Origin of the sequence: Streptomyces sp. NPDC002825 (assembly GCF_040295385.1) — a bacterium.
Lineage (GTDB): Bacteria > Actinomycetota > Actinomycetes > Streptomycetales > Streptomycetaceae > Streptomyces.
Map to the genome: position 1 here is coordinate 334,856 of NZ_JBEOVH010000004.1, position 22,674 is coordinate 357,529.

Annotated in this window: 17 protein-coding genes, 1 tRNA gene and 1 pseudogene; 7 read left to right on the top strand and 12 right to left on the bottom strand. The window is 71.4% G+C overall.

All coding sequences use genetic code 11. The annotated features are described in order from the left end of the window. Window positions 1-26: 26 nt before the first annotated feature. Both ABT041_RS08255 and pyk read left to right on the top strand, forming a co-directional pair. A complete protein-coding gene (locus tag ABT041_RS08255; protein ID WP_351180893.1) occupies window positions 27-710 on the top strand; it encodes an SIMPL domain-containing protein in 684 nt (227 codons plus the stop codon). Window positions 711-856: 146 nt separating this feature from the next. Continuing rightward, window positions 857-2,284: a pyruvate kinase gene (pyk, locus tag ABT041_RS08260; protein ID WP_351180895.1), complete on the top strand. Its 1,428-nt coding sequence runs from the start codon at window positions 857-859 to the stop codon at window positions 2,282-2,284. A 35-nt stretch (window positions 2,285-2,319) separates the two neighbouring features. Here pyk and ABT041_RS08265 read toward each other — a convergent pair. Beyond that, window positions 2,320-2,392, bottom strand: a tRNA-Leu gene (locus ABT041_RS08265). A 115-nt stretch (window positions 2,393-2,507) separates the two neighbouring features. Here ABT041_RS08265 and ABT041_RS08270 point away from each other — a divergent pair. Beyond that, window positions 2,508-3,161 (top strand): ANTAR domain-containing response regulator, encoded by a 654-nt coding sequence (locus ABT041_RS08270; RefSeq protein ID WP_351180898.1) that lies wholly within the window; start codon window positions 2,508-2,510, stop codon window positions 3,159-3,161. 75 nt (window positions 3,162-3,236) lie between these two features. Here the strand turns inward: ABT041_RS08270 and ABT041_RS08275 are convergent, their stop codons facing one another. From ABT041_RS08275 to ABT041_RS08320, 10 genes are all read right to left on the bottom strand, one after another. Next, on the bottom strand, window positions 3,237-3,953 hold the full coding sequence (locus tag ABT041_RS08275; protein WP_351180901.1) for an ABC transporter ATP-binding protein: 717 nt from the start codon (window positions 3,951-3,953) through the stop codon (window positions 3,237-3,239). Then, window positions 3,950-4,993 (bottom strand): ABC transporter ATP-binding protein, encoded by a 1,044-nt coding sequence (locus ABT041_RS08280; protein WP_351180904.1) that lies wholly within the window; start codon window positions 4,991-4,993, stop codon window positions 3,950-3,952. Before ABT041_RS08280 ends, ABT041_RS08275 begins: the two co-directional genes overlap by 4 nt. 5 nt (window positions 4,994-4,998) lie before the next feature. Further along, window positions 4,999-6,732, bottom strand: coding sequence for a branched-chain amino acid ABC transporter permease (locus ABT041_RS08285; protein WP_351180907.1), 1,734 nt, complete (start codon window positions 6,730-6,732; stop codon window positions 4,999-5,001). Window positions 6,733-6,737: 5 nt separating this feature from the next. Further along, a complete protein-coding gene (locus ABT041_RS08290; RefSeq protein ID WP_351180910.1) occupies window positions 6,738-7,670 on the bottom strand; it encodes a branched-chain amino acid ABC transporter permease in 933 nt (310 codons plus the stop codon). A gap of 128 nt (window positions 7,671-7,798) precedes the next feature. Then, window positions 7,799-9,037: a branched-chain amino acid ABC transporter substrate-binding protein gene (locus ABT041_RS08295; RefSeq protein ID WP_351180913.1), complete on the bottom strand. Its 1,239-nt coding sequence runs from the start codon at window positions 9,035-9,037 to the stop codon at window positions 7,799-7,801. 470 nt (window positions 9,038-9,507) lie between these two features. Then, entirely contained in the window at window positions 9,508-9,933 is a 426-nt protein-coding gene (locus tag ABT041_RS08300) for a hypothetical protein (protein WP_351180916.1), read from the bottom strand. Further along, window positions 9,930-10,814, bottom strand: coding sequence for a trypsin-like serine protease (locus ABT041_RS08305; RefSeq protein WP_351180919.1), 885 nt, complete (start codon window positions 10,812-10,814; stop codon window positions 9,930-9,932). Before ABT041_RS08305 ends, ABT041_RS08300 begins: the two co-directional genes overlap by 4 nt. Before the next feature lie 168 nt (window positions 10,815-10,982). Next, on the bottom strand, window positions 10,983-11,483 hold the full coding sequence (locus tag ABT041_RS08310; protein WP_351180922.1) for a hotdog fold thioesterase: 501 nt from the start codon (window positions 11,481-11,483) through the stop codon (window positions 10,983-10,985). A 66-nt stretch (window positions 11,484-11,549) separates the two neighbouring features. Then, window positions 11,550-12,575: a hypothetical protein gene (locus ABT041_RS08315; RefSeq protein ID WP_351180925.1), complete on the bottom strand. Its 1,026-nt coding sequence runs from the start codon at window positions 12,573-12,575 to the stop codon at window positions 11,550-11,552. 329 nt (window positions 12,576-12,904) lie between these two features. Further along, window positions 12,905-15,190, bottom strand: coding sequence for an FdhF/YdeP family oxidoreductase (locus tag ABT041_RS08320; protein WP_351180928.1), 2,286 nt, complete (start codon window positions 15,188-15,190; stop codon window positions 12,905-12,907). Between the two features lie 123 nt (window positions 15,191-15,313). On the opposite strand from ABT041_RS08320, the gene polA reads away from it, so the two are divergent. Both polA and ABT041_RS08330 read left to right on the top strand, forming a co-directional pair. Next, window positions 15,314-18,025, top strand: coding sequence for a DNA polymerase I (polA, locus tag ABT041_RS08325; protein ID WP_351180931.1), 2,712 nt, complete (start codon window positions 15,314-15,316; stop codon window positions 18,023-18,025). Between the two features lie 769 nt (window positions 18,026-18,794). Next, a pseudogene (locus ABT041_RS08330) lies at window positions 18,795-19,127 on the top strand (serine hydrolase); the annotation flags it as partial. A gap of 256 nt (window positions 19,128-19,383) precedes the next feature. On the opposite strand, the gene ABT041_RS08335 reads toward ABT041_RS08330, so the two are convergent. Further along, window positions 19,384-20,268 carry a DUF4184 family protein gene (locus ABT041_RS08335; protein WP_351180934.1) on the bottom strand — a complete coding sequence of 295 codons (885 nt, stop codon included), beginning with the start codon at window positions 20,266-20,268 and terminating at the stop codon, window positions 19,384-19,386. 257 nt (window positions 20,269-20,525) lie between these two features. Here ABT041_RS08335 and ABT041_RS08340 point away from each other — a divergent pair, with 257 nt between their 5' ends. Both ABT041_RS08340 and ABT041_RS08345 read left to right on the top strand, forming a co-directional pair. Next, a complete protein-coding gene (locus ABT041_RS08340; protein ID WP_351180937.1) occupies window positions 20,526-22,310 on the top strand; it encodes a lytic transglycosylase domain-containing protein in 1,785 nt (594 codons plus the stop codon). A 219-nt stretch (window positions 22,311-22,529) separates the two neighbouring features. Then, window positions 22,530-22,670, top strand: coding sequence for an SPW_0924 family protein (locus ABT041_RS08345; RefSeq protein ID WP_351180940.1), 141 nt, complete (start codon window positions 22,530-22,532; stop codon window positions 22,668-22,670). The last annotated feature ends 4 nt before the right edge of the window (window positions 22,671-22,674 follow it).

The window sequence follows — 22,674 nt, forward strand, 5'->3', positions numbered from 1 at the left end:
GGTTACGGAGTGGGAAAGTGTTCGGTATGACACATCCCCACCCCACCCCCGACGCGCCCCAGGTGACGGTCCGTGGCGAAGGCCGTCTGGAGGTCGAGCCGGAGTTCGCCCGGATCTGGGTGACCGTGTCCGCCCGCGGCACGGACCGCGCGGAGACGCTCACCGACCTGACCCGCCGCAACGCACGGGTGCTCGACCTGGTCAAGGCGCTCGGCGACGCGGTCCAGAAGCTGGAGACGGGCAGTTTCTCGCTGGCCCCCGAGCTGACCCGGAAGGGGCGGGGGGAGCGGGTGCACGCCTATACGGGCCGGGTGCGGGTCACGGTCGAACTGACCGACTTCGCCGCGCTCGGCGAGCTGGTCACCCGGCTCGCGGACCTGGAGATGACCAGCGTCGACGGGCCGTGGTGGGAGCTGCGGCCGGCCTCCCCGGTGTACGCGGAGGCGCGCCGGCGCGCGGTCGACGGGGCGGTGCAGCGGGCCCGGGCCTACGCGGAGGCGCTCGGCACCTCGCTCGACTCACTCCTCGAACTGTCGGACGCCGGCCTCGCGGAGCCCCCGCGGCCGAGGCGCGGCGGCTTCGGCGCGGCGGCCGTGGCCTACTCGGCGGAGGCGGCCGGCGAGGCGCCGCCGCTCGACCTCGAACCGCAGCGGCAGACGGTCATGGCCGAGGTCGTCGCACGGTTCACGATGCTGCCTCCCGCACTCTGAGACGAACGGCTTTTCGGCCCGTAATCCGCTCATCGGAGCAGCCCGCCGCACAGATTCAAGACTTGTCAACAACCTTTCATGGAAAGGTTGTTGAGTAGTCATGCCGAGCCAATTTCCTACTGATGGGTAAGGCCTAGGCTCGCCTTATGCGCCGAGCGAAAATCGTTTGTACCCTTGGGCCCGCCACCGAAACATACGACCAGATCAAGGCGTTGATCGAGGCCGGAATGGACGTGGCCCGCTTCAACCTCAGCCACGGCAGCTATGCCGAGCACGAGGAGCGCTACCAGCGCGTCCGGAAAGCCGCCGACGAGACCGGCCGCAGCGTCGGCGTCCTCGCCGACCTTCAAGGCCCGAAGATCCGCCTCGGCCGCTTCCGCGAGGGGCCCGTACTCCTTGAACGCGGCGACGAGTTCACCATCACCGTCGAGCCCAGGGAGGGCGACCGCCACGGCTGCGGGACGACCTACGCCGGCCTCGCCGGGGACGTCACCGCGGGCGAGCGCGTCCTCGTCGACGACGGCCGCGTCACCCTGGAGGTCACCTCCGTCGACGGCCCGCGGGTGCGCACCCGGGTGATCGAGGGCGGCATGGTCTCCGACCACAAGGGGCTCAACCTGCCCGGGGTCGCCGTCTCCGTCCCCGCCCTCTCCGAGAAGGACATCGAGGACCTGCGCTGGGCGCTGCGCACCGGCGCCGACGTCATCGCCCTCTCCTTCGTCCGCAGCGCCCGGGACATCGACGACGTCCACCGGATCATGGACGAGGAGGGCCGCCGGCTCCCCGTCATCGCCAAGATCGAGAAGCCGCAGGCCGTCGAGAACATCGACGAGATCGTCGCCGCCTTCGACGGCATCATGGTCGCCCGTGGCGACCTGGGCGTCGAGATGCCCCTGGAGCAGGTGCCGATCGTCCAGAAGCGCGCCGTGAAGCTGGCCAAGCGCAACGCCAAGCCGGTCATCGTCGCCACCCAGATGCTCGACTCGATGATCGACAACTCCCGCCCCACGCGCGCCGAGGCGAGCGACGTGGCGAACGCGGTCATCGACGGCACCGACGCCGTGATGCTCTCCGGCGAGACCAGCGTCGGCCGCTACCCGATCGAGACGGTCCGCACCATGAGCCGGATCGTCGAGGCTGCCGAGGAGGACATCCTCGCCAAGGGCCTCCCGCCGCTCACCGAGCGCAACAAGCCCCGCACCCAGGGCGGTGCCGTGGCCCGCGCGGCCGCCGAGATGGGCGACTTCCTGGGCGCCAAGTTCCTGGTGGCCTTCACCCAGTCCGGCGACACGGTCAAGCGGCTCTCCCGCTACCGGTCGCCGATCCCGCTGCTGGCCTTCACGCCGGACCCGGCGACCCGCTCCCAGCTCAACCTGACCTGGGGCGTGGAGACCTTCCTCGGCCCGCACGTGGACTCCACGGACGCGATGGTGGCCCAGGTCGACGAGGAGCTGCTGAGGATCGGCCGCTGCCGGCCGGGCGACATCGTGGTCATCACGGCGGGCTCCCCGCCGGGTGTCGCGGGCTCGACGAACCTGGTGCGTGTGCACCACATCGGAGAACCACTCGCCTAGGGCCAGGGTCTCAATCCTTGGAATCAAAGGTAAAGTGCCCCGGGTGGGATTCGAACCCACGCTGTATGGTGTTTGAGACCACTGCCTCTTCCGCTGGGCTACCGGGGCATCCTTCGAAACGAAGGTCGGTGATCACCCGCCGTGTCCCTACCTTACAGGAGGTAGGTAGGCTCATGGGGAGCTGTATCCGCCTCGGAACGAGGCCATCGAACGAGGAGCCCGCGTGACCGCCCCCGAGTCGCCCCAGCCCGCCGACGACGCCGAGCCGTCGCACGTCCCGCCGCTGACGACCCGCGTCGTCATCGCCGAGGACGAGGCCCTCATCCGCCTCGACCTCAAAGAGATGCTGGAAGAAGAGGGCTACACGGTCGTCGGCGAGGCCGGGGACGGCCAGACGGCCGTCGAGCTCGCCCGTGAGCACCGCCCCGACCTCGTCATCCTCGACGTGAAGATGCCCGTCCTCGACGGCATCTCGGCCGCCGAGAAGATCGCCGGCGAGTCCATCGCCCCGGTCCTCATGCTGACCGCCTTCTCGCAGCGCGAGCTCGTCGAGCGGGCCCGGGACGCCGGCGCCATGGCGTACCTGGTGAAGCCCTTCAGCAAGAGCGACGTGGTGCCGGCCATCGAGATGGCCGTCTCCCGCTTCGCCGAGCTCCGCGCCCTGGAGAAGGAGGTCGCCGACCTCTCCCAGCGCCTGGAGACGCGCAAGCTCGTCGACCGCGCCAAGTCCATCCTGCAGACCCAGTACGGCCTGACGGAGCCCGCGGCCTTCCGCTGGATCCAGAAGACCTCGATGGACCGCCGCATGTCGATGCAGCAGGTCGCCGAGGCCGTCATCGAGGACGCCGAGGAGAAGAAGGCGGCCAAGGGGCAGTAGCCCCACGCCTTCCGTACGGAAGAAGGCCCGCCCCACGTCACTGTGGGGCGGGCCTTCTCGCTCTGAGGGGAGGTGCTACTCCTCGCCGAGGTACGTCTTGCGGACGTCGTCGTTCACGAGCAGGTCCTGGCCGGTGCCGGACAGCTTGATCGTGCCGACCTCCAGGACGTACCCGTAGTCCGCGAGGGAGAGCGCGGCCTGCGCGTTCTGCTCGATGAGCAGGATCGTCATGCCCTCGGCCTTGAGCGCCGCGATGGTCTCCATGATCTTCTGCATCATGATCGGGGAGAGACCCATCGAGGGCTCGTCCAGCATCAGCAGCTTCGGCTGGGACATCAGGGCGCGGCCCATCGCCAGCATCTGCTGCTCACCGCCGGACAGCGTGCCCGCGGCCTGCTTGCGACGCTCGCCCAGGATCGGGAAGAGGTCGTAGGCTTTCTGGATGTCCTTCTCGATGCCGTCCTTGTCCTTGCGGAGGAAGGCGCCGAGCTGGAGGTTCTCCTCGATGGAGAGCCGGGGGAAGATGTGCCGCCCCTCGGGGGAGTGCGCGAGGCCCAGCGACACCACCTTGTGGGCCGGGATGTTGGCCAGCGGCTGCCCGTCGAAGGTGATCTTTCCGGCGGTGGGCTTGAGCAGACCGGAGAGGGTCCGCAGGGTCGTGGTCTTGCCGGCGCCGTTGGTGCCGATCAGGGCGACGACCTGACCCGCCTCGACGGAGAAGGAGATGCCCTTGACGGCCTCGATCTTGCCGTAGGCGACCCTGAGGTCCTCGACCTCCAGAAGTGCGGTCACTTGGAGTCTCCTTCGGTGGTGCTGTCCGCGTCGGCGGCCGGAGCCTCGTCGGCGGGGGTGTCGTCGGCCTCGGCCTCGGGGGCGTCGTCGGCCTCCGGGGCGTCGTCCGCCTCGGCGGCGGGAGCCTCGGGGGCCTCGTCAGCGGCGTCGTCCGCAGCCTCGGCCTCGTCGGCAGCCGCGTCCGCGGCCTGCTCCGCGGCCTCGACCTCGGCCGCCTCCTCCGCGCCGGGCGCCTCCTCGTACGGCGTACCGAGGTACGCGGCGACGACGCGCTCGTCGCCCTGGACGACCTCGGACGTGCCCTCGACGAGCTTCTCGCCCTGGACGAGGACGGCGACCCGGTCGCACAGCTTGAAGATGAACTTCATGTCGTGCTCGATGACCAGGACCGCGATGCCGCGGTCGCGGATCGCGAAGACGAGCTCCTCGGTGGTCCGGGTCTCGGCCTGGTTCATGCCGGCGGTCGGCTCGTCGAGCAGCAGCAGACCGGGGTCGCTGGCGAGCGCGCGAGCGATCTCCAGCTTGCGCTGCTCGCCGTACGGCAGGTTGCGCGCCAGGTGCTCCGCCTTGTGCGCGAGGCCCACGAACTCCAGGAGTTCCATGGCCCGTTCGCGCGAGGCGGCCTCCGCCCGCTTGAAGCCGGGCCCGCGCAGGAGCGCGGACCAGAGACCCTCCTTGGTCCGGGTGTGGCGTCCGACGAGGACGTTCTCCAGGACCGTCATGTTGGAGAAGAGGCGGATGTTCTGGAAGGTACGGGCGATGCCGGCCTGGGTCACCAGGTGCGGCTTCGGGGGCAGGACCGTCCCCTTGTAGCTGACCTGGCCCTCGGTCGGGACGTACAGGCCGGTCAGGCAGTTGAAGAAGGTGGTCTTGCCGGCGCCGTTGGGGCCGATCAGGCCGACGATCTCGCCCTCGCGGACGGTCAGGTCGACCCCGCGGACGGCGGTCAGACCGCCGAAGCGCATCGTGACCCCGCTGGCCTCCAGGACCGGGGCGGCGGTGATGGTGCCCGTGGTGGTTTCCGTGGTGGTGGTCGTCATGGCGTTCACGCCCCAGCCTTCGCCGTACCGACGCCGGACTCGGCGGACACCCGCTGTTCCGGTACGTCGGGCTGCTCGTCGTTCTCGTGGAATTCCAGCCGCGCCCGCTTGTTGGCGATGAGGCCCTCGGGGCGGAAGCGCATCAGCAGGATCAGGGCGATGCCGAAGCCGAGCAGCTGGTAGTCCTGGAGGAAGGACAGCTTGGCCGGGATCAGGAAGAGCAGCGCGGAGCCGACGATGGGGCCGTTGATGGTGCCCATGCCGCCGAGGATGACGGCCGCGAGGAGGAACGCGGAGTTCGGCGGGACGGGGCCGGCGAAGACGTAGTTCTCGGGGACGACCGTGGTGTTGACGTGCGCCTGCACCGTACCGGCGAGGCCGGCGAGGGACGCGCCGAGGGCGAAGGCGACGAGCTTGACCCGGAAGCCGTTGATGCCCATCGCGGTGGCGGCGGTCTCGTCCTCGCGGATGGCGACCCAGGCGCGGCCGATGCGGCTGTTGCCGGCGCGGGAGAAGACGACCACGACCAGCGCCATGATGAGGATCATGAGCAGGTAGTAGTTGGCGTAGGCGCCGAGCTCGATGCCGAACACCGTGTGCGGCTCGCCGAAGTTGTACCCGAAGAACTCCAGCTGCGGGATGTTCGGGATGCCGTTCGGGCCGTTGGTGATCTGCGGGCCGGAGGTGCCGTCGAGGTTGCCCATGGCGATGCGGAAGATCTCTCCGAAGCCGAGGGTCACGATGGCGAGGTAGTCACCGCGCAGCCGCAGGGTCGGGGCGCCGATGACGACACCGAAGACCAGCGAGGCCGCCATGCCGGTGAGCGCCGCCGCCCAGAACGGGAACTGCACGTGGAAGGCGGAGGAGGTGGCGCCCGAGACGAGGGCCGCCGTGTACGCGCCGACACCGAGGAACGCGACGTAACCGAGGTCGAGCAGACCGGCGAGGCCGACGACGATGTTCAGGCCGAGGGCGACGGTCGCGAAGATCAGGATGTTGACCGCGATCAGGGTGTACGTGTCGCCGCTCTGCTGGATGAACGGGAAGGCGATCGCCATGACGATGGCGGCCGTGATGGTCACCTGGCGGTTGCGCGCGGTGATCGTGGAGAGCCGCTGGGTCAGCCCGGACTTGACCAGAGCGGTGGCGGAGAAGCCGACCAGGATCAGGTACGCGATGAAGAGCTGCGGCTCGGAGTCGTCGGTGTCGATGCCGAAGGTGACGACGTACAGGCCGAGGGCGAAGACCGCGACGACGATCAGGATCTCGGCCCAGGAGGGCAGCTGCTTGGCGGGAGCGGCCTTGCGGGTGTCGTCGGGCAGCTTGTACGCGGCGACCGCGGGCACGGCCGAGGCGAGGACGGCGACACCGGCGCCGGGCTCCAGGTCCACCAGGGCGCCCAGCTCCACGATGATCGAGATCGCGGTGAAGAGGGTGGTGGCGAAGGTGCCGAGGGCCAGGATCCACACGGCCTTGCGGGAGCCGGCGGGGGTGAGCCAGCCCAGGCCCTTCACGCCGAGCGCGGAGAGCGCGTGGGCGGCGGTGAGGACGGCGCCGACCAGGGTGAGGAGCTGGAGCGGGGCGGGGTTGCCGTAGATCGTGAGGTTGCCGGGGAAGGCGGGGGTCCACGTCCAGGCGAGGAAGGCGCTGACGACGGTGGCGATGCTGCCGCCGACGACGGTCCAGAGGAGCGCGGCCGGCTTCGGCGCGCTGGAGGTCTTGCTCTGGTTCTCGGTCATGGTGCTCACGCCCTGTCCGCGACGCGCTCGCCGAGCAGGCCCTGGGGCCGCACGAGGAGTACGAGGATGAGGAGGACGAACGCCCACACGTTGGACCAGGCACCGCCGCCGAGCTGCTGCATGCCGGGGATGTCCTGGATGTAGGCGATCGAGAGGGCCTCGGCGAGGCCGAGGACCACGCCGCCGACCATGGCGCCGTAGATGTTGCCGATGCCACCGAGGACGGCCGCGGTGAAGGCCTTGAGGCCGAGGATGAAGCCCATCTCGAAGTTGATCTGGCCCTTGTCGAGGCCGTAGGCGACGGCGGCGACGGCGGCGAAGGCGGCACCGATGGCGAAGGCCATGACGATGATGCGGTCCGTGTTGATGCCCATCAGCTTCGCGGTGTCCGGGTCCTGCGCGGTGGCCTGCATGGCGCGGCCGCTGCGGCTCTTGGAGACGAAGACGCCGAGGGCGAGCATGCACAGGGGGGCGAGGACGAGGATGAAGGCGTCGGCGCGCTGGATCGAGAGGCTGTCCGTGATCTGGAACGCCTCGCCCTTGAACTCGGGGAAGCTCACGGCCTTCTTGGCGTCCGGGTAGAACTGCCAGATCAGCTGCTGGAGGGCGATGGACAGACCGATCGCGGTGATGAGCGGGGCCAGTCGCGGCGCGCTGCGCAGCGGGCGGTAGGCGAACCGCTCGGCGGCGGTGGCGACGGCCACGGAGGCTATCGCGCCACCGACGATCATGAGCGGTATCGCCACCAGCAGGGACGTTCCGCTCGGGAGAGCGGTGTAGGTGGTGAGGGCACCGAAGCCCCCGATCATGAAGATCTCGCCGTGGGCGAAGTTGATGAGCTGGACGATGCCGTAGACCATGGTGTACCCGATGGCGATGAGGCCATAGAGGGCACCGAGGGCCAGGCCGTTGGCCAGCTGTTGCGGCAGTTCGTGCACCGCAGGCCTCCGATGAGCTTGTCGGATATGACTCCGCGCGAGGGCGCTGTTTGCGCCCTCGCGCGGCTTGGTTCAGGTGGTGCGGGGTTCCCGGTGCCGGGGCTCTCGGCGCGGCACCGGGCCGGGGACTACTGGTTGAAGGTGTCGCTCTTGACGTCGACCCACTTGCCGCCCTCGACCTTGTAGACCGTGAGCTGCTTGTTGGTGGTGTCGCCGTACTCGTCGAAGGAGACCTTGCCGGTCACGCCGTCGAAGGAGACCTTGCCCAGGGCCTCGGTGACCTTGGCGCGGGCGTCGGACGGCAGCTTGCCGTTGTTGGCCTGGACGACGGCCTTGACGGCCTGGATGAGGGCCCAGCCGGCGTCGTAGGAGTAGCCGCCGTAGGCCGCGTACGGGTCCTTGTAGCCGCCCGCGTTGTAGTCCGCGATGAACTTCTTGGCGGTGTCCAGCTTCTCGACCGGGTAGCCGATCGAGGTGGCCAGGTCACCGTCGTTGGCCTCGGCGGAGGCGCTGATGAAGGCCGGGTCGTAGATGCCGTCGCCGCCCATGACGGGGATCTTGGCGCCGGTCTTCTTGATCTGGTCGGAGAGCAGACCGCCCTCGGGGTACTGGCCGCCGAAGTAGACGGAGTCGGCGCCGGAGGCCTTGACCTTGTCGGCGGTGGAGGAGAAGTCGGTCTCCTTCACGGTGACGTGGTCGGTCGCGACGACCGTGCCGCCGAGGCGCTTGAACTCGTCGGAGAAGATCGCCGCGAGGCCGGCGCCGTAGGTCTGCTTGTCGTCGACGACGAAGACCTTCTTCTTGCCGGCGTCCTTGAAGAGGTACTGGGCGGCGAACTTGCCCTGGACCACGTCGGTGGCGGCGGTACGGAAGTAGGTCTTGAAGGGACGCTTGAACTCGCCCTTGCCCCAGTTGTCGCCCTGGCTGAGCGCCGGGTTGGTGTTGGCCGGGGAGACCTGCGCCAGGTTGGCGGCGGCGAAGACGCCCTGCATCTGCTGCGAGACGCCGGAGTTCAGCGGGCCGACGACGCCGAGGACGTCCTTGTTGCCGACGAGCTTGGTGGCGTTGGCCTGGCCGGAGGCGGGGACGGCCTGGTCGTCGAGGCCCTCGATCTTGAAGGTGACGCCGGGGACTTCCTTGTTCTTGTTGGCGGTCTGGACCGCCAGGTCCACGGAGTTCTTGATGCCCTGGCCGAGCGCAGAGAGGGAGCCGGTCAGCGGAGCGTCGACGCCGATGACGACGGTCACGTTGCCGCCGTCCGCGTTGTTGTCGCTGCCGCCCTTGTCGTCACGCGAACCGCATGCGGTGAGAGTGAGCGCTCCCGTGGTGAGCACGCTGGTGAGGATGAGCAAAGAACGGTGTCGCACGAAGAATCCTTTCCCTGGCGCGGCCCCCTCAAGCTGAGGCGGTGCCGTGAAGCTGTGAAGCTAGAGGTGCCGTTTTCGATGCCGGGCCGTACTGGGTCGAGCTGGGCCGTGCAGTGGAAGCGCCCAGCGGCGCGGTGACTGGCCGTGACTCTAGGCGCAGGTGGGGAACGGCGGGGAGCGCCCAGGTCAGGATGTGACTGTCTTGTTATGCCGACGGGCGGATGCCGTGTGCAAGGGGTGGACAAAATCGGGCAAAGCGGTTGGTAGCGCGGTGTTCACATCGTGAGAACCCGCAGTTCCGCTAAGGGGCTTGAGCGGATCACACTCCTGACGCCTCCCGTGTGAGGGTGTCCGGATACCGGACAGGGGTGCGGGCGTCAGCGGACGAGAAGCCGGTCGCGGGTCGAGCTCGTCTTCCGGTCGCCGGATGGCACGAATGTCACGTAGCGTTACGGTGATCATGGCCGAGATCAGCTCTTCGAGGGCGACGGGGAAGCGCTCTGCTCGTCGGGCGGACGCCAGTTCTCCGAGCTTCCGGTCGCCCCCTTCGCCGCCTCGCAGCGCCGCCGCGACTCCCGGTCGGCGAGTGCGAGCGCCGCCTCGCGGCCCGCGCGCCGCTCCTCCGCCCGTGCCGCCGCGAGCACCTCGTCGTGGATCTCGTACTGCTCGTTGGAGAGGCCCTTCTGCTCCCAGTCGAGCCCGGCCCACCTGCTGCCCTTGAGGGCCTCCTTCACCCAGTACGACACCAGGCTCGTGCAGACGTCCGCGGGGGTGCTGGCGCGGGGTGCGGGCGCCGGCTCGGGGGCCCGGTCGCAGCCCGTGGCGAGGGTCAGGACGCACCCGGTCAGGGCCGCGGCGAGTGCGGCCCCGACCGGTCGAAAACGCCTGGACGTCACGGGAGTTGGACGTACGGCTTCAGGAAGTCACGGGCACCGGCGGTGTCCAGGCGGTACGAGACGTTCGTCGCGTAGCAGGGGGTGTCGCCCGTGATCGTGGTGGCGACCAGGGTCAGCTTCCCGCCCAGCGTGGCGAAGTTGGGGCCGCCCGAATCGCCGTAGCAGGCACCGCCGTTGCCCTGGGGCGCGGTCATGGCGAGCCGCACCCAGGCGTCGTTGAGCGCGTCGAACGTGACCGGCGCCTTCATGCGGACCCCGCCGCCCGGGTGGGTCTGGCCGCCCGGCCCCCGCTCCGCCTCCTGGGTGCCGTAACCGGCGACGAGGAACGAGGTGGAGTTCAGGCCCTGAGGACCGAGGGTGGCCAGGGAGCCCGCCTTCGGGAGCGTCGCCGGGGTGAAGGACCAGCGGGCCTTCACGGCCTTCGCCGGCAGTTCGATGACCGAGATGTCATGGCTGTCGGAGGCCGGGCCGGGGTACGCGGGGTGGCTGATCGCGGTGCCCTCGACGGCCACGCTCCGTGCGACGGCGGCGGGGTCGCCCGGGTGCTCGGCTGCGGCCCGGTCCAGGCCGGACTGCACGTCCTGGTCGAGCGAGACGTAGAAGCGGACGTTCGCCGGCCAGTCGGTGGTGCAGTGCGCGGCCGTCAGGAAGGTGTCCGCGTCGACCATGGTGCCGGAGCAGACCCAGTCGACACGGTCGGGCGTCGCCGGGTCGTCGTCGTTGTCCCAGGTCGCGACGAGCGCGCCGACCTCGGTGCGCTCGGGGGCCGGGGTCGCGTTGTACGAGTTGATCGCGGACGACGGGATCGCGGTGGCGAGCACGGCGGCGCAGGCGGCGGCGGTGACGATGGTCATCGCATAGGTGGTGCGACTGGCGGTCACGAAGAACCCCTCGGTGTGTGAGTGGATCGGGTGTCCTCCTGTGGGGGAGATTCGCCAGTGAAGCGGCTGCGGCCGCGCGGGGCAAGAGGTTCCGGAGACAAGGCAGTTGACACACGAACGGCGCGGCGCGAAACGGTTCCCCGTTCCCCGCCGCGCCGTCCGCTCCGCTCAGGACTGCGCGTGACCCGCCGTCGGCAGGTCGCCCGCGTCCTTCGCGGTGACCTCGCGCAGCAGGCAGGTCAGTCGCGCCGAGCACACCCGCTTGCCCTGCTCGTCGCTGATCACGATCTCGTACGTGGCGGTGGTCCGCCCGCGGTGGACCGGGGTCGCCACACCGGTCACCAGACCGCTGCGCACACCGCGGTGGTGGGTGCAGTTCAGGTCCACGCCGACGGCGATCTTCGAGACCCCGCCGTGCAGCATGGAGCCGACGGAGCCGAGCGTCTCCGCGAGCACCGCCGACGCGCCGCCGTGCAGCAGCCCGTACGGCTGGGTGTTGCCCTCCACCGGCATCGTGCCGACGACCTTCTCCGCCGAGGCCTCCAGGATCTGCACGCCCATGCGGGTCCCGAGGTGCCCGGCCGAGAAGAGCGCCGGGAGGTCGACGCCGAGCGCCGCGTATTCGTCGATGACCTCCTGCGGGAACTTCACGTGCTGCTGTTCACCCATGGACCCGGCTCCGTTCGTCTTCGTACGGCTGATCTGCCTGAGCAAACGCTTAGGCGCATCGTGAGTCTAATCGCCGCCCATGAAGAGCCGACAGAGGTGATCGGCCGCGAAACGCGGCTCGTGGCAGGGGGTGAGCCGGACCGGGCCGATCTGGACGAGGAAGAACTGCTCGGGCGCGGTCGGCGGGGCCTCCGCGCGCAGCGGCTTCGCCCCGTCCTGGATCACGAGCTCGCCGCGCGTGCCCGCCGCGTCCCGGTAGGCCGCCGCGATCTTCCAGTCGCAGCTCTCCGCACCGACCGTGGCCGCGACCCGCAGCGCGCCCGGCGTGCTGCCGCCGCCGAGATCGATCTTCCGGCGGTCGAAGTACCGCTCGCCCTGGTCGTCGCCCTCGTCGGTGATGACGGGAGCCGGGTCCTGGCGCCGCAGATCGAAGAAGACGCCCGGATAGGGCGCCTCGCCCTGGGCGGGGTGACTGAGGAGGAACCGGGCGGCCGAGGGGCGGCAGTCGACGTCGACCGCGCGCATGTCGGTGACCGACAGCTGGGAGGCGCGCTCGCTGAAGAGGTTCAGCCTGAAGGAGGTCGTGGGGCCGGAGCGGATCTCGGCGTCCCCGCCGAGGTGAGGGGTCGTGCCGATGACCCTCGCCCCGAGCGGCCCCAGGATCCGCCACACGTCCCGCCCGTATCCGGTGGGCGTGATCGGCACCGCCTGGAGGGCGCGCTGCTCGGCCGGGGTGAGCGGCCGGTCCAGGACGATCGACCACTCGTCCCGGTCGAGGGCCGACAGATCGGCGTCCACCGCCGTCGTGAAGGGGGCCTCCTCCTGGTCCAGTCTCTTCCCGGCGTCGTCCTCGGCCCGTACCCGCGATGCGGCGAACACGGTGTCGTAGACGTAGGTGACGACCTGCCCGAGGGCCGCGGTGGCGAGCAGTCCGGCGGCGATCACCAGCAGCCCCCGGGCCAGCATCCGGCCCCGCCGCGCGGGCGGCAGCTGCGCCGCCCCGGGCAGGATCCGCTCCAGGGCGAGCTCGCTCAGCGAGGGTTCCGGCGGCTCGGGTTCCGGCGGCGGGGGAGCCGGCACGGGGCCCGCCACGGGTGCCGACGATGCGGGAGCCGGTGGTGGGGGCGGGGCCGGGGGTGAAGCCGGGGGCGGAGGGGCCGGAATCGGAGCCGTGGCCGGAGCCGGTGGGCCGTCGGGCGCCGGACGGTCGGGCGCCGGACGGTCCGTCGGACGGTCTGGCGTCGGAGGGTTCGGCGGCGGGGCCGAGGCCGGTGGGCGGTCGGGCGGCGGTGAAGCGGGAGGAGGAGTGGACAACGGGGCCCCCGTGGCACGCGCGAGTGGGAGTGGAGGGTATCCCCGCCCCCACGGCTCGGGTCAGTACGTAACCGGCCATCGGCTGCCCCGCCGCCCTGCCCCTGCGGTCAGTCGCCCGCCCCCACGGGGACGAGGCGCACGATCACGGACTTGCTGGCGGGGGTGTTGCTGACGTCCGCCGTGGACTCCAGCGGCACCAGCACGTTCGTCTCCGGGTAGTAGGCCGCCGCGCACCCCCGGGACGTCGGGTAGTGCACGACCCGGAAGCCGGGCGCCCGCCGCTCGGTGCCGTCCGTCCACTCGCTGACCAGATCCGCGTACGCCCCGTCCGCGAGGCCGGACGCCGCCGCGTCCGCCGGGTGCACGAGCACCACCCGGCGGCCGCCCTTGATCCCCCGGTAGCGGTCGTCCAGGCCGTAGATCGTGGTGTTGTACTGGTCGTGCGAGCGCAGCGTCTGCAGCAGCAGCCGGCCCTCGGGCACCCTCGGGTACTCGACGGGGGCGGCCGTGAAGTTGGCCTTGCCGGTCTTCGTGGGGAAGCGGCGCTCGTCGCGCGGGCCGTGCGGCAGCGCGAAGCCGCCCGGGTTCGCCGCGAGCCGGGCGTTGAAGTCCTGGAAACCGGGCACCACGCGCGCGATGCGGTCCCGGATCCGGGCGTAGTCCGCCTCGAACTCCTCCCAGGGGGTGGCCGATCCCTCGCCGAGCACGGCCCGCGCCATCCGCGCCACGATCGCCGGCTCGGACAGCAGGTGCGGGCTCGCCGGCGGCAGGTTGCCCCGGGAGGCGTGCACGAGGCTCATCGAGTCCTCGACCGTCACGAACTGCCTGCCGCTCTCCTGGACGTCCTTGTCGGTGCGGCCGAGCGTCGGCAGGATCAGCGCGCGCGTGCCCGTCACCGCGTGCGAGCGGTTCAGCTTCGTCGAGACGTGCACGGTCAGCCGCGCGTTGCGCATCGCCGCCTCCGTCACCTCCGTGTCGGGCGTCGCCCCCACGAAGTTGCCGCCCATCGCGAAGAACACCTTCGCCTCGCCGTCGCGCAGCGCCTGGATCGAACGCACCACGTCGAAGCCGTGGTGGCGCGGCGAGACGATCCCGAACTCCTTGTCCAGGGCGTCGAGGAAGGCGGGCGCGGGGCGCTCGAAGATGCCCATCGTGCGGTCGCCCTGCACGTTCGAATGGCCGCGCACCGGGCACACACCCGCGCCCGGCCGCCCGATGTTCCCGCGCAGCAGCAGGAAGTTGACCACCTCGCGGATCGTCGGCACGGAATGCTTGTGCTGGGTGAGGCCCATCGCCCAGCAGACGATCGTCCGCTCCGAGGCGAGCACCATCTCCAGGGCCCGCTCGATCTCCGAGCGCTCCAGACCGGTCGCGGCGAGCGTCTCGTCCCAGTCGGCCGCCTTCGCCGCCGCCGCGAACTCCTCGTACCCGTGGGTGTGTTCGCGTACGAACCCCTCGTCGACCGCCCCGGCCGTCTCCAGGACCAGCTTGTTGAGCAGCCGGAAGAGGGCCTGGTCGCCGCCGATCCGGATCTGCAGGAACAGGTCCGTGAGCGCCGCGCCCTTGATCATGCCCTGCGGGGTCTGCGGGTTCTTGAAGCGCTCGAGGCCCGCCTCGGGCAGCGGGTTCACCGAGATGATCCGCGCGCCCGCCGCCTTCGCCTTCTCCAGGGCCGAGAGCATCCGCGGATGGTTCGTCCCCGGGTTCTGCCCGGCCACGATGATCAGGTCCGCCCGGTGCAGGTCCTCCAGGGAGACGCTGCCCTTGCCGATGCCGATCGTCTCCGTCAGCGCCGAGCCCGAGGACTCGTGGCACATGTTGGAGCAGTCCGGCAGGTTGTTCGTGCCGAACTCGCGGGCGAAGAGCTGCAGCAGGAACGCCGCCTCGTTGCTCGTCCGCCCCGAGGTGTAGAAGAGGGCCTCGTCGGGCGAGCCAAGCGCCCGCAGCTCCTCCGCGATGATCGCGAACGCCCGCTCCCAGCTCACCGGCTCGTACCGCTCGCCGCCCTCCGGCAGCAGCATCGGCTGCGTGATCCGGCCCTGCTGGCCCAGCCAGTACCCGCTGCGGGTCGCCAGGTCGGCCACCGGATGGGCGGCGAAGAACTCCGGCGTCACCCGGCGCAGCGTCGCCTCCTCGGCGACCGCCTTCGCGCCGTTCTCGCAGAACTCCGCCACGTGCCGCTTGTCGCCCTCCGGCCAGGCGCAGCCGGGACAGTCGAAGCCGTCCTTCTGGTTGACCTTGAGCAGGGTCCGCGCGGTGCGCCGCAGACCCATCTGCTCCTGCGCGATCCGGAGGGTGTGCCCGATGGCGGGCAGGCCGGCTGCGGCGTGCTGCGGCGGCGTGACCTGCGGTGCGTCCTGAACCGGGTCACCGGCCGGGGGCTTGCTGACCATCGCGCTCTCCCTTGAGCGGTAATCCTGTGGCGTACGTCTCCGATCCTGTCACGCGGCACCGGCGGACCGGCACCCCCGGCCGCTGTGGACGGGATTGTCAGTGGGCCGTGGCAGGATCGTCGTGTGGCCGAGACAGCATCGAAGACCCCCGCAGACACCCGCCCCCGCCTGCTCCTCATGGACGGGCACTCGCTCGCGTACCGGGCGTTCTTCGCGCTGCCCGCGGAGAACTTCACCACCGCGACGGGACAGCCGACGAACGCGATCTACGGGTTCGCCTCGATGCTGGCGAACACGCTCCGCGACGAGGCGCCCACCCACTTCGCGGTCGCGTTCGACGTGTCCCGCAAGACCTGGCGCTCCGAGGAGTTCCCGGAGTACAAGGCGAACCGCTCGAAGACCCCCGACGAGTTCAAGGGGCAGGTCGAGCTGATCGGCGAGCTCCTCGACGCGATGCGCGCGCCGCGCTTCGCCGTCGACGGCTTCGAGGCCGACGACGTCATCGCCACCCTCGCCACCCAGGCCGAGGCCGAGGGCTTCGAGGTCCTCATCGTCACCGGCGACCGGGACTCCTTCCAGCTCGTCACCGACCACACCACCGTGCTCTACCCGACCAAGGGCGTCTCCGAGCTCACCCGCTTCACCCCGGAGAAGGTCCAGGAGAAGTACGGCCTGAGCCCCTCGCAGTACCCCGACTTCGCCGCCCTGCGCGGCGACCCGTCGGACAACCTGCCGGGCATCCCCGGCGTCGGCGAGAAGACCGCCGCCAAGTGGATCAACCAGTTCGGCTCCTTCGCCGAGCTCGTCGAGCGCGCCGACGAGGTCAAGGGCAAGGCCGGCCAGAACTTCCGTGACCACCTGGAGTCCGTCAAGCTCAACCGCGTCCTCACCGAGATGGTCCGGGACGTCGAGCTGCCGAAGACCGTCACGGAACTCGCCCGCGAGCCGTACGACCGCACGGCCGTCGCCCTCGTCCTCGACACCCTGGAGATCCGCAACCCCTCGCTGCGCGAGCGGCTCCTCGCCGTCGACCCCGGCGCCGCCGAGGAGGCCGCACCCGCCCCCGCCGCGGGCGTCGACCTCGACTTCACCGTCCTCGGCGCGGGCGAGCTCGCCCCCTGGCTCGCCGAGCACGGCACCGAGCCCCTCGGCATCGCCACCGTCGACAGCTGGGCCCTCGGCACCGGGAACGTCGCGGAGATCGCCCTCGCCGCCGCCGGGGGAGCCGCCGCCTGGTTCGACCCCAGCGCCCTCGACGAGGCCGACGAGCAGGCCTGGGCCGCGTGGATCTCCGACCCCGAGCGGCCGAAGATCATGCACAACGCCAAGGGCGCCATGCGGGTCTTCCCCGAGCACGGCTGGTCCATCGCGGGCGTCACCATGGACACCGCCCTCGCCGCCTACCTGGTCAAGCCCGGCCGGCGCTCCTTCGCCCTCGACGCGCTCACCGTCGAGTACCTCGGCCGCGAGCTCGCCCCGGCGGCCGCCGCCGACGGTCAGCTCGCCTTCGGCGCCGACGACACCGCCGAGGCCGAGGCCCTGATGAGCCAGGCCCGGGCCGTCCTCGACCTCGGCGGAGCCTTCGACGAGCGGCTCGCCGAGGTCGGCGCCCGCGAGCTCCTCCACGAGGTCGAGCTCCCCACCTCCGCGCTCCTCGCCCGCCTGGAGCGGCACGGCATCGCCGCCGACCGCGACCACCTGGAGGCCATGGAGCAGCAGTTCGCCGGCGCGGTCCAGCAGGCCGTGAAGGAGGCCCACGCCTCCGTCGGCCACGAGTTCAACCTCGGCTCGCCCAAGCAGCTCCAGGAGGTCTTCTTCGGCGAGCTGAACCTGCCGAAGACCAAGAAGACCAAGACCGGATACACGACGGACGCCGACGCGCTCGCCTGGCTGGCCGGCCAGACCGAGCACGAACTGCCCGTGATCATGCTCCGCCACCGCGAGCAGGCCCGCCTGCGCTCCACGGTCGAAGGCCTGATCAAGACGGTCGCGGCGGACGGCCGGATCCACACCACCTTCAGCCAGACCGTCGCGGCGACCGGCCGCCTGTCCTCCACCGACCCCAACCTGCAGAACGTGCCGGTGCGGACGGACGAGGGCCGCGCCATCCGGCACGGCTTCGTCGTCGGTGAGGGCTTCGAGGCCCTCATGACCGCCGACTACAGCCAGATCGAGCTGCGCGTCATGGCCCACCTCTCCGAGGACGAGGGCCTCATCGAGGCCTTCGCCTCCGGCGAGGACCTGCACACCACCGTCGCCTCCCAGGTCTTCGGCGTCGAGCGGTCCGCCGTCGACGCCGAGATGCGCCGCAAGATCAAGGCCATGTCGTACGGCCTGGCCTACGGCCTGTCGGCGTTCGGCCTCTCGCAGCAGCTGAGCATCGACCCGGGCGAGGCCCGCGGCCTGATGGACACCTACTTCGAGCGCTTCGGCGGGGTACGGGACTATCTGCGGCGCGTCGTCGACGAGGCCCGCGCGACCGGGTACACCGAGACGATGCTCGGCCGCCGCCGCTACCTCCCGGACCTGAACAGCGACAACCGTCAGCGCCGCGAGGCGGCCGAGCGGATGGCGCTCAACGCCCCGATCCAGGGCACGGCGGCGGACATCGTCAAGGTCGCCATGCTGAACGTCGACCGGGCGTTGACGGAGGCGGGCCTCGCCTCCCGGATGCTCCTCCAGGTCCACGACGAAATCGTCCTCGAACTCGCCCCCGGCGAGCGCGAGCGGGTCGAGACCCTGGTCCGCGAACAGATGTCAGCCGCGGCCGACCTCCGCGCGCCCCTGGACGTCTCGGTCGGAGTAGGCCCGAACTGGGACTCAGCGGCCCACTGACGCGCCCCCCCGTTGTGGGCAGGCGTTCCGCGCCAGTCGTTCCGTTGTGGGCATGCGTTCCGCCGGGGCGGTGCCCACCCGCAACGGAACGGCGCCCACGCCCGTTGTGGGCAGGCGTTCCGCAAGGGGCGATGGGGGCCCCCTGCTCGAGCGAAGCCGAGAGCTTGGGGGACCCCCATCGCCCTGCGGGACGATTGCCCACACGGCGGGGGCACCGCCCCGACGCGGGCGCGGGCACACACGGCGGTGGGGCACCGCCCGCCGGGGCGCGGGCACACACGGGCGTGGGCCGCTACTCAGGGCGCGGGCCACACGGGGCGAGGCCGGCGCCGCCCGCCCGGGCGTGGCGTGCGTCCAGGTGGACCAGTCGAGGGGCGCCCCCCACGCACCGCTCCCGAAACTGGTGGGCATGATCCACCGCTCCCGCCTCCGCGCCTGGACCCTCCTCGGCGCCCTCCTAGGCGCGTCGGGCACCGCGTTTCCCAGCCCCGCCGAGGCACACCCCGCGCCCGCCCTCTGCACCTCGCCCCGCGAACCCGCCCTCGCCGCCCACCTGTCCCAGGACATCACCGCGGCGCTCAAGGGCCGCGACAGCACCGTCTCCCTCGCGATCCACGACCCCGCGCGCGGACTGCGCTGCCGGCTCGACGACACCCTCGCGTACGACTCCGCCAGCATCGCCAAGGTCCTGATCATGCAGGCCGTGCTCGGCCGGGCGGAGGAGCTCGGCCGCGCGCCGACCCCGCTGGAGGCGCGGCGGCTGAAGGCGATGATCACCCGCTCCGACAACAAGGCCGCGACCGAGCTGTGGGACGGACTGTCACGCGCCCGGCTGAACAGGGTGCTGCGGGAGGCCGGAGCCCAGGACACCGTCCTCGGCCACGGCCGCTACTGGGGCCTCACCCGCACCACCGCACGCGACCAACTCGCCCTCCTCGCCGCGGTGTCGCACCGCACCGAGGCCCTGTCGCTGATGGGGCAGGTCGTCCGGGCCCAGGCGTGGGGCGTGACGGCGGGGGCGCCCCGCACGGTCAAGGTGCACCTCAAGAACGGCTGGCTGCCCCGCGCGACCCACGCGTGGCGGGTCCACAGCGTCGGCATCGTGCGCCCGGCGGCGGCGACGGGCACGGGCACGAGCACCGACACGGAGAAGGACCTTGCCGCGGACACGGGGACGGGCACGGACACCGCCACGGACGCGACGGAAACCCCCGCCGTCGACTACCGCATCGTCCTCCTGAGCCACGACAACCCCACCATGCGCTACGGCGTCCGCACCCTGGAGCGCATCTCCCTCGCCGTCCACCGCAGACTCTCCGGCGGCGCGGCCGCCCGCGGCTTCACCCCGCCGGAGAAGATCAGCGAGATCCCCGACGGGAGCGCTCCGGCCGAAGGACCGGTTCCGGGGCCGGCGTGGCCGGGTTCGTCCGGGCCCGCCGTGACCCGAGGACCCGCACCCCCGTCCCGTACAGCACGAGCCCCACGGCGAGCCCCGCGCCGGCACCGAAGCAGGCCGTCGGGATGACGGCGAGGGGCGTCCCGATCCGGTCCCAGCCCCAGTACGCGGCCCAGCGCAGCACCCGGTGGGCGACCCCCGCGAGGACGCAGCCGCCGATCAGCCCGGCGGCGAGCAGCCGCCCGCGCCGGCCCGGGACCGGGACCCCGGCCGGGAGCTCCGCCCCCTGCACGGAGGAGCGCAACGCCCGCGCCGTGCACCAGCCGAGGAGCACGAGGGCCACCGCCGAACCCCCGTACTGCGCGTAGAGATAGACCGGGAACCCGGCCACGATGTCGCCGAGGTAGGGGATCGCGCGGGTGCCCCAGCGGTCCAGGTGGGTGAAGGAGTCCCATACGACGTGGGTCGTGGCGCCGAGGATCGCCGACAGGCAGAACCACCCGGCGAGCGCGGCCGGGTGCCGCTCCCGCCAGGGGCGGCCGCGCACCAGCCCGTACACCCTGCCGCGCCAACGGGCGGGCAGCAGCGCGACGAGCGGCTCTCGCACGGTCAGCCACAGGGCCACGAGCGCGCCGGTGATCAGTACGTCGGCCGTGACGATCCCGACGGGGGAGTGGGTGACGTCCCCGAGGACCATCACCCCGGGAAACGCGGTCGCGGCGAAGTAGGTCATGTCCGGCGAGAAGGACCCGGCGACGAGCGCGGACGCGACGAGCGGCCCGCGCGCGGTCCCGTCCCGGCGCAGCGCGGGCAGCACGGCGGCGGCATGGCTCAGCGTGAACGGCAACGGGAGTTCCCCCAGGGTCCGGTGGCGACGGCGGCCGGCGTCCGTGAGGCAGCGGTGCGCACGGTCGGCCGGAGTGCAAGAGGGGCGCGAGGCTCCGGTCGGTTCCCTGGCTCACCTGGTCGGCAGGCGGCCAAGAGGTGACGAAACCGTGAAACACGGTCAGCTGCCGGTATTCGTCGGTCCGGAGTTGGCATAGGGTCGCCAGAGGTTTCACGCGGGGAGCGCGGAACCGCGTCGATGGGGAGGGGACGACGGACATGGCAGCGCACATCGGCCACCGGCTGCGCAAGGGAGCCACCAGTGGTGTCGTGATGGCCGCGGCGGTCGCCGCGCTCGCCGCCTCGCAGGGGCCGGAGGCGATACCGCCGGCCGCGGACAACGCCGGCGGAGACACCGCCATCGGTGCCGGTGACACGGCCCCGCCGTCCGGGAACGGCTCGGCGACCGGCGATTCCCCGTACTACACGAAGCTGCCGCCGCTGAACACGCCGAACAAGCCCGGCGCGACCACCAATCTGCCGGTCATCGCCGGCCCCGCCGAGGCCGGCATACCCGCGTCCGTCTACTCCGCCTACAAGCGCGCCGAGTTGTCCATACGCTCGACCGACCCCGGTTGCAACCTGCCGTGGCAGCTGCTCGCCGGCATCGGCAAGGTCGAGTCGGGCCAGGCGAACGGCGGCAGGGTCGACGCCAACGGCACGGCGTCGCCCCGGATCCTCGGTCCCGCTCTCGACGGCAACGGCTTCGCCATGATCGCCGACACCGACGGCGGCGCCTTCGACGGCGACAAGGTCCACGACCGGGCCGTCGGCCCGATGCAGTTCATCCCGTCCACCTGGGCCACCTGGGGCCAGGACGCCAACAGCGACGGGAAGAAGGACCCGAACAACATCTACGACGCGGCGCAGGCCGCCGCCCTCTACCTCTGCGCCAACGACCGCAACCTCGCGGTCAAGGCCGACCTCGACCAGGCGATCCTCAGCTACAACCGCTCCAGGGAGTACCTGAACACGGTCCTGTCCTGGAAGGCCTTCTACGAGCGCGGCAGCCACCAGATCCCGGACGGCACGGGCGTGCTGCCGGTCGGTCGCAGCGACGAAGGCAACCGGGGCAACGGCTCCCACCCCGCCACTCAGCTCCCGACCGTGCCGACGACTCCGCCGCCGAACCCGGGCACCCAGCAGCCGAAGCCGCCGGCGAACACCCCCGGTCCGGTCAAGCCGCCGACGGTTCCCACCAAGCCGCCGGTCACCCCGCCGGTGACGCCGCCCACCGTCCCGCCGGCCGCCAAGGTCGCGCAGCTCGCGATCGTGGCCAACCAGCAGCTGACCACGACCACCGGCAGCGCCTTCACGGGCTCCCCCCGGGTCGCCGCGCTCGACGCCTCGGGCAAGCCGGTCGCCGGCGTGAGCATCCGCTTCGAGATCACCGGCACCACCGACACCCGCTTCGCCGACGGCGCGACCACCGCCACCGTCACCACCGGGTCGACCGGCCTCGCCACCTCGCCCGCCCTCCGCGCCGGCGAGAAGACGGGCACCTTCACCGTGCGGGCCACCGTCGTGGGCCGGACCCTGAGCCCGGCCGACTTCGCCGCGACCGTCACGGAGCGCCGGGCGGACACCCTCACCCGGGTCCCCGGAGACGCCCTGTCCGCCGCGACCGGCACCTCCTTCACCCAGCAGGTCCAGGTGAAGGCCACCGACAAGGGAGCCCTCGCCCCCGGCGTGCTCGTCACCGCGGTGATCGTCACCTCGAAGACGGACCCCAAGGAGAGCACCGAGGGCCCGTCCTTCAAGACCACGGACGGCACGACGGTCCGTACGGTCACCCTGAAGACCGGCACGAACGGACTGCTCACCTTCGAGTCGGGCGACATCCTCGCGGGCGGCATGGCCGGCACCTTCTACCTCCAGCTCACCGCGCCGGGCGGCGGCACCACCTTCGTCGACCTCACGGTCGCGGCTCCCGCGACGCCGACGCCGGAGCCCTCGCCCTCCGAGAGCGGCTCGCCCGAACCCACCCCCTCTCCCTCGGCCTGACCGAACCCGCCACCGAACCCGCCACCGAACCCGCCAGCGAGCCGCGCTCCACCGAGCCGCGCTCCTCGCGCCGCGTTCCTCCCGCGCCGTCTCCCCTCCGCACCGGACGGGGGACGGCGCTTCGCGTTACCCGGGTGCAACGTGTTCTCATCTCGCGGTCGCGTTGCTACGGTGCCCCAGCCCTGACGACCTATCAGATCGCACCCCGGGAGGCCGACCATGCGCGCCCTCGTCGCCGCCGCCATCGGACTCGCCCCAGTCCTCCTCTTCGTCCTGCTCCTCTCCGTGGTCGATCTGCCGCCCGACGGACCCACCTCGCCCAAGCCCCTCCTGACCGCCGACCCCGGCGCCAAGAAGTAGGGGG

Coding starts and splice junctions, on each gene's coding strand:
- ABT041_RS08255 (WP_351180893.1), top strand. CDS start 27: ATGACACATCCCCACCCCACCCCCGACGCGCCCCAGGTGACGGTCCGT.
- pyk (WP_351180895.1), top strand. CDS start 857: ATGCGCCGAGCGAAAATCGTTTGTACCCTTGGGCCCGCCACCGAAACA.
- ABT041_RS08280 (WP_351180904.1), bottom strand. CDS start 4,993: ATGACGACCACCACCACGGAAACCACCACGGGCACCATCACCGCCGCC.
- ABT041_RS08285 (WP_351180907.1), bottom strand. CDS start 6,732: ATGACCGAGAACCAGAGCAAGACCTCCAGCGCGCCGAAGCCGGCCGCG.
- ABT041_RS08310 (WP_351180922.1), bottom strand. CDS start 11,483: ATGGGTGAACAGCAGCACGTGAAGTTCCCGCAGGAGGTCATCGACGAA.
- ABT041_RS08320 (WP_351180928.1), bottom strand. CDS start 15,190: ATGGTCAGCAAGCCCCCGGCCGGTGACCCGGTTCAGGACGCACCGCAG.
- ABT041_RS08340 (WP_351180937.1), top strand. CDS start 20,526: ATGGCAGCGCACATCGGCCACCGGCTGCGCAAGGGAGCCACCAGTGGT.
- ABT041_RS08345 (WP_351180940.1), top strand. CDS start 22,530: ATGCGCGCCCTCGTCGCCGCCGCCATCGGACTCGCCCCAGTCCTCCTC.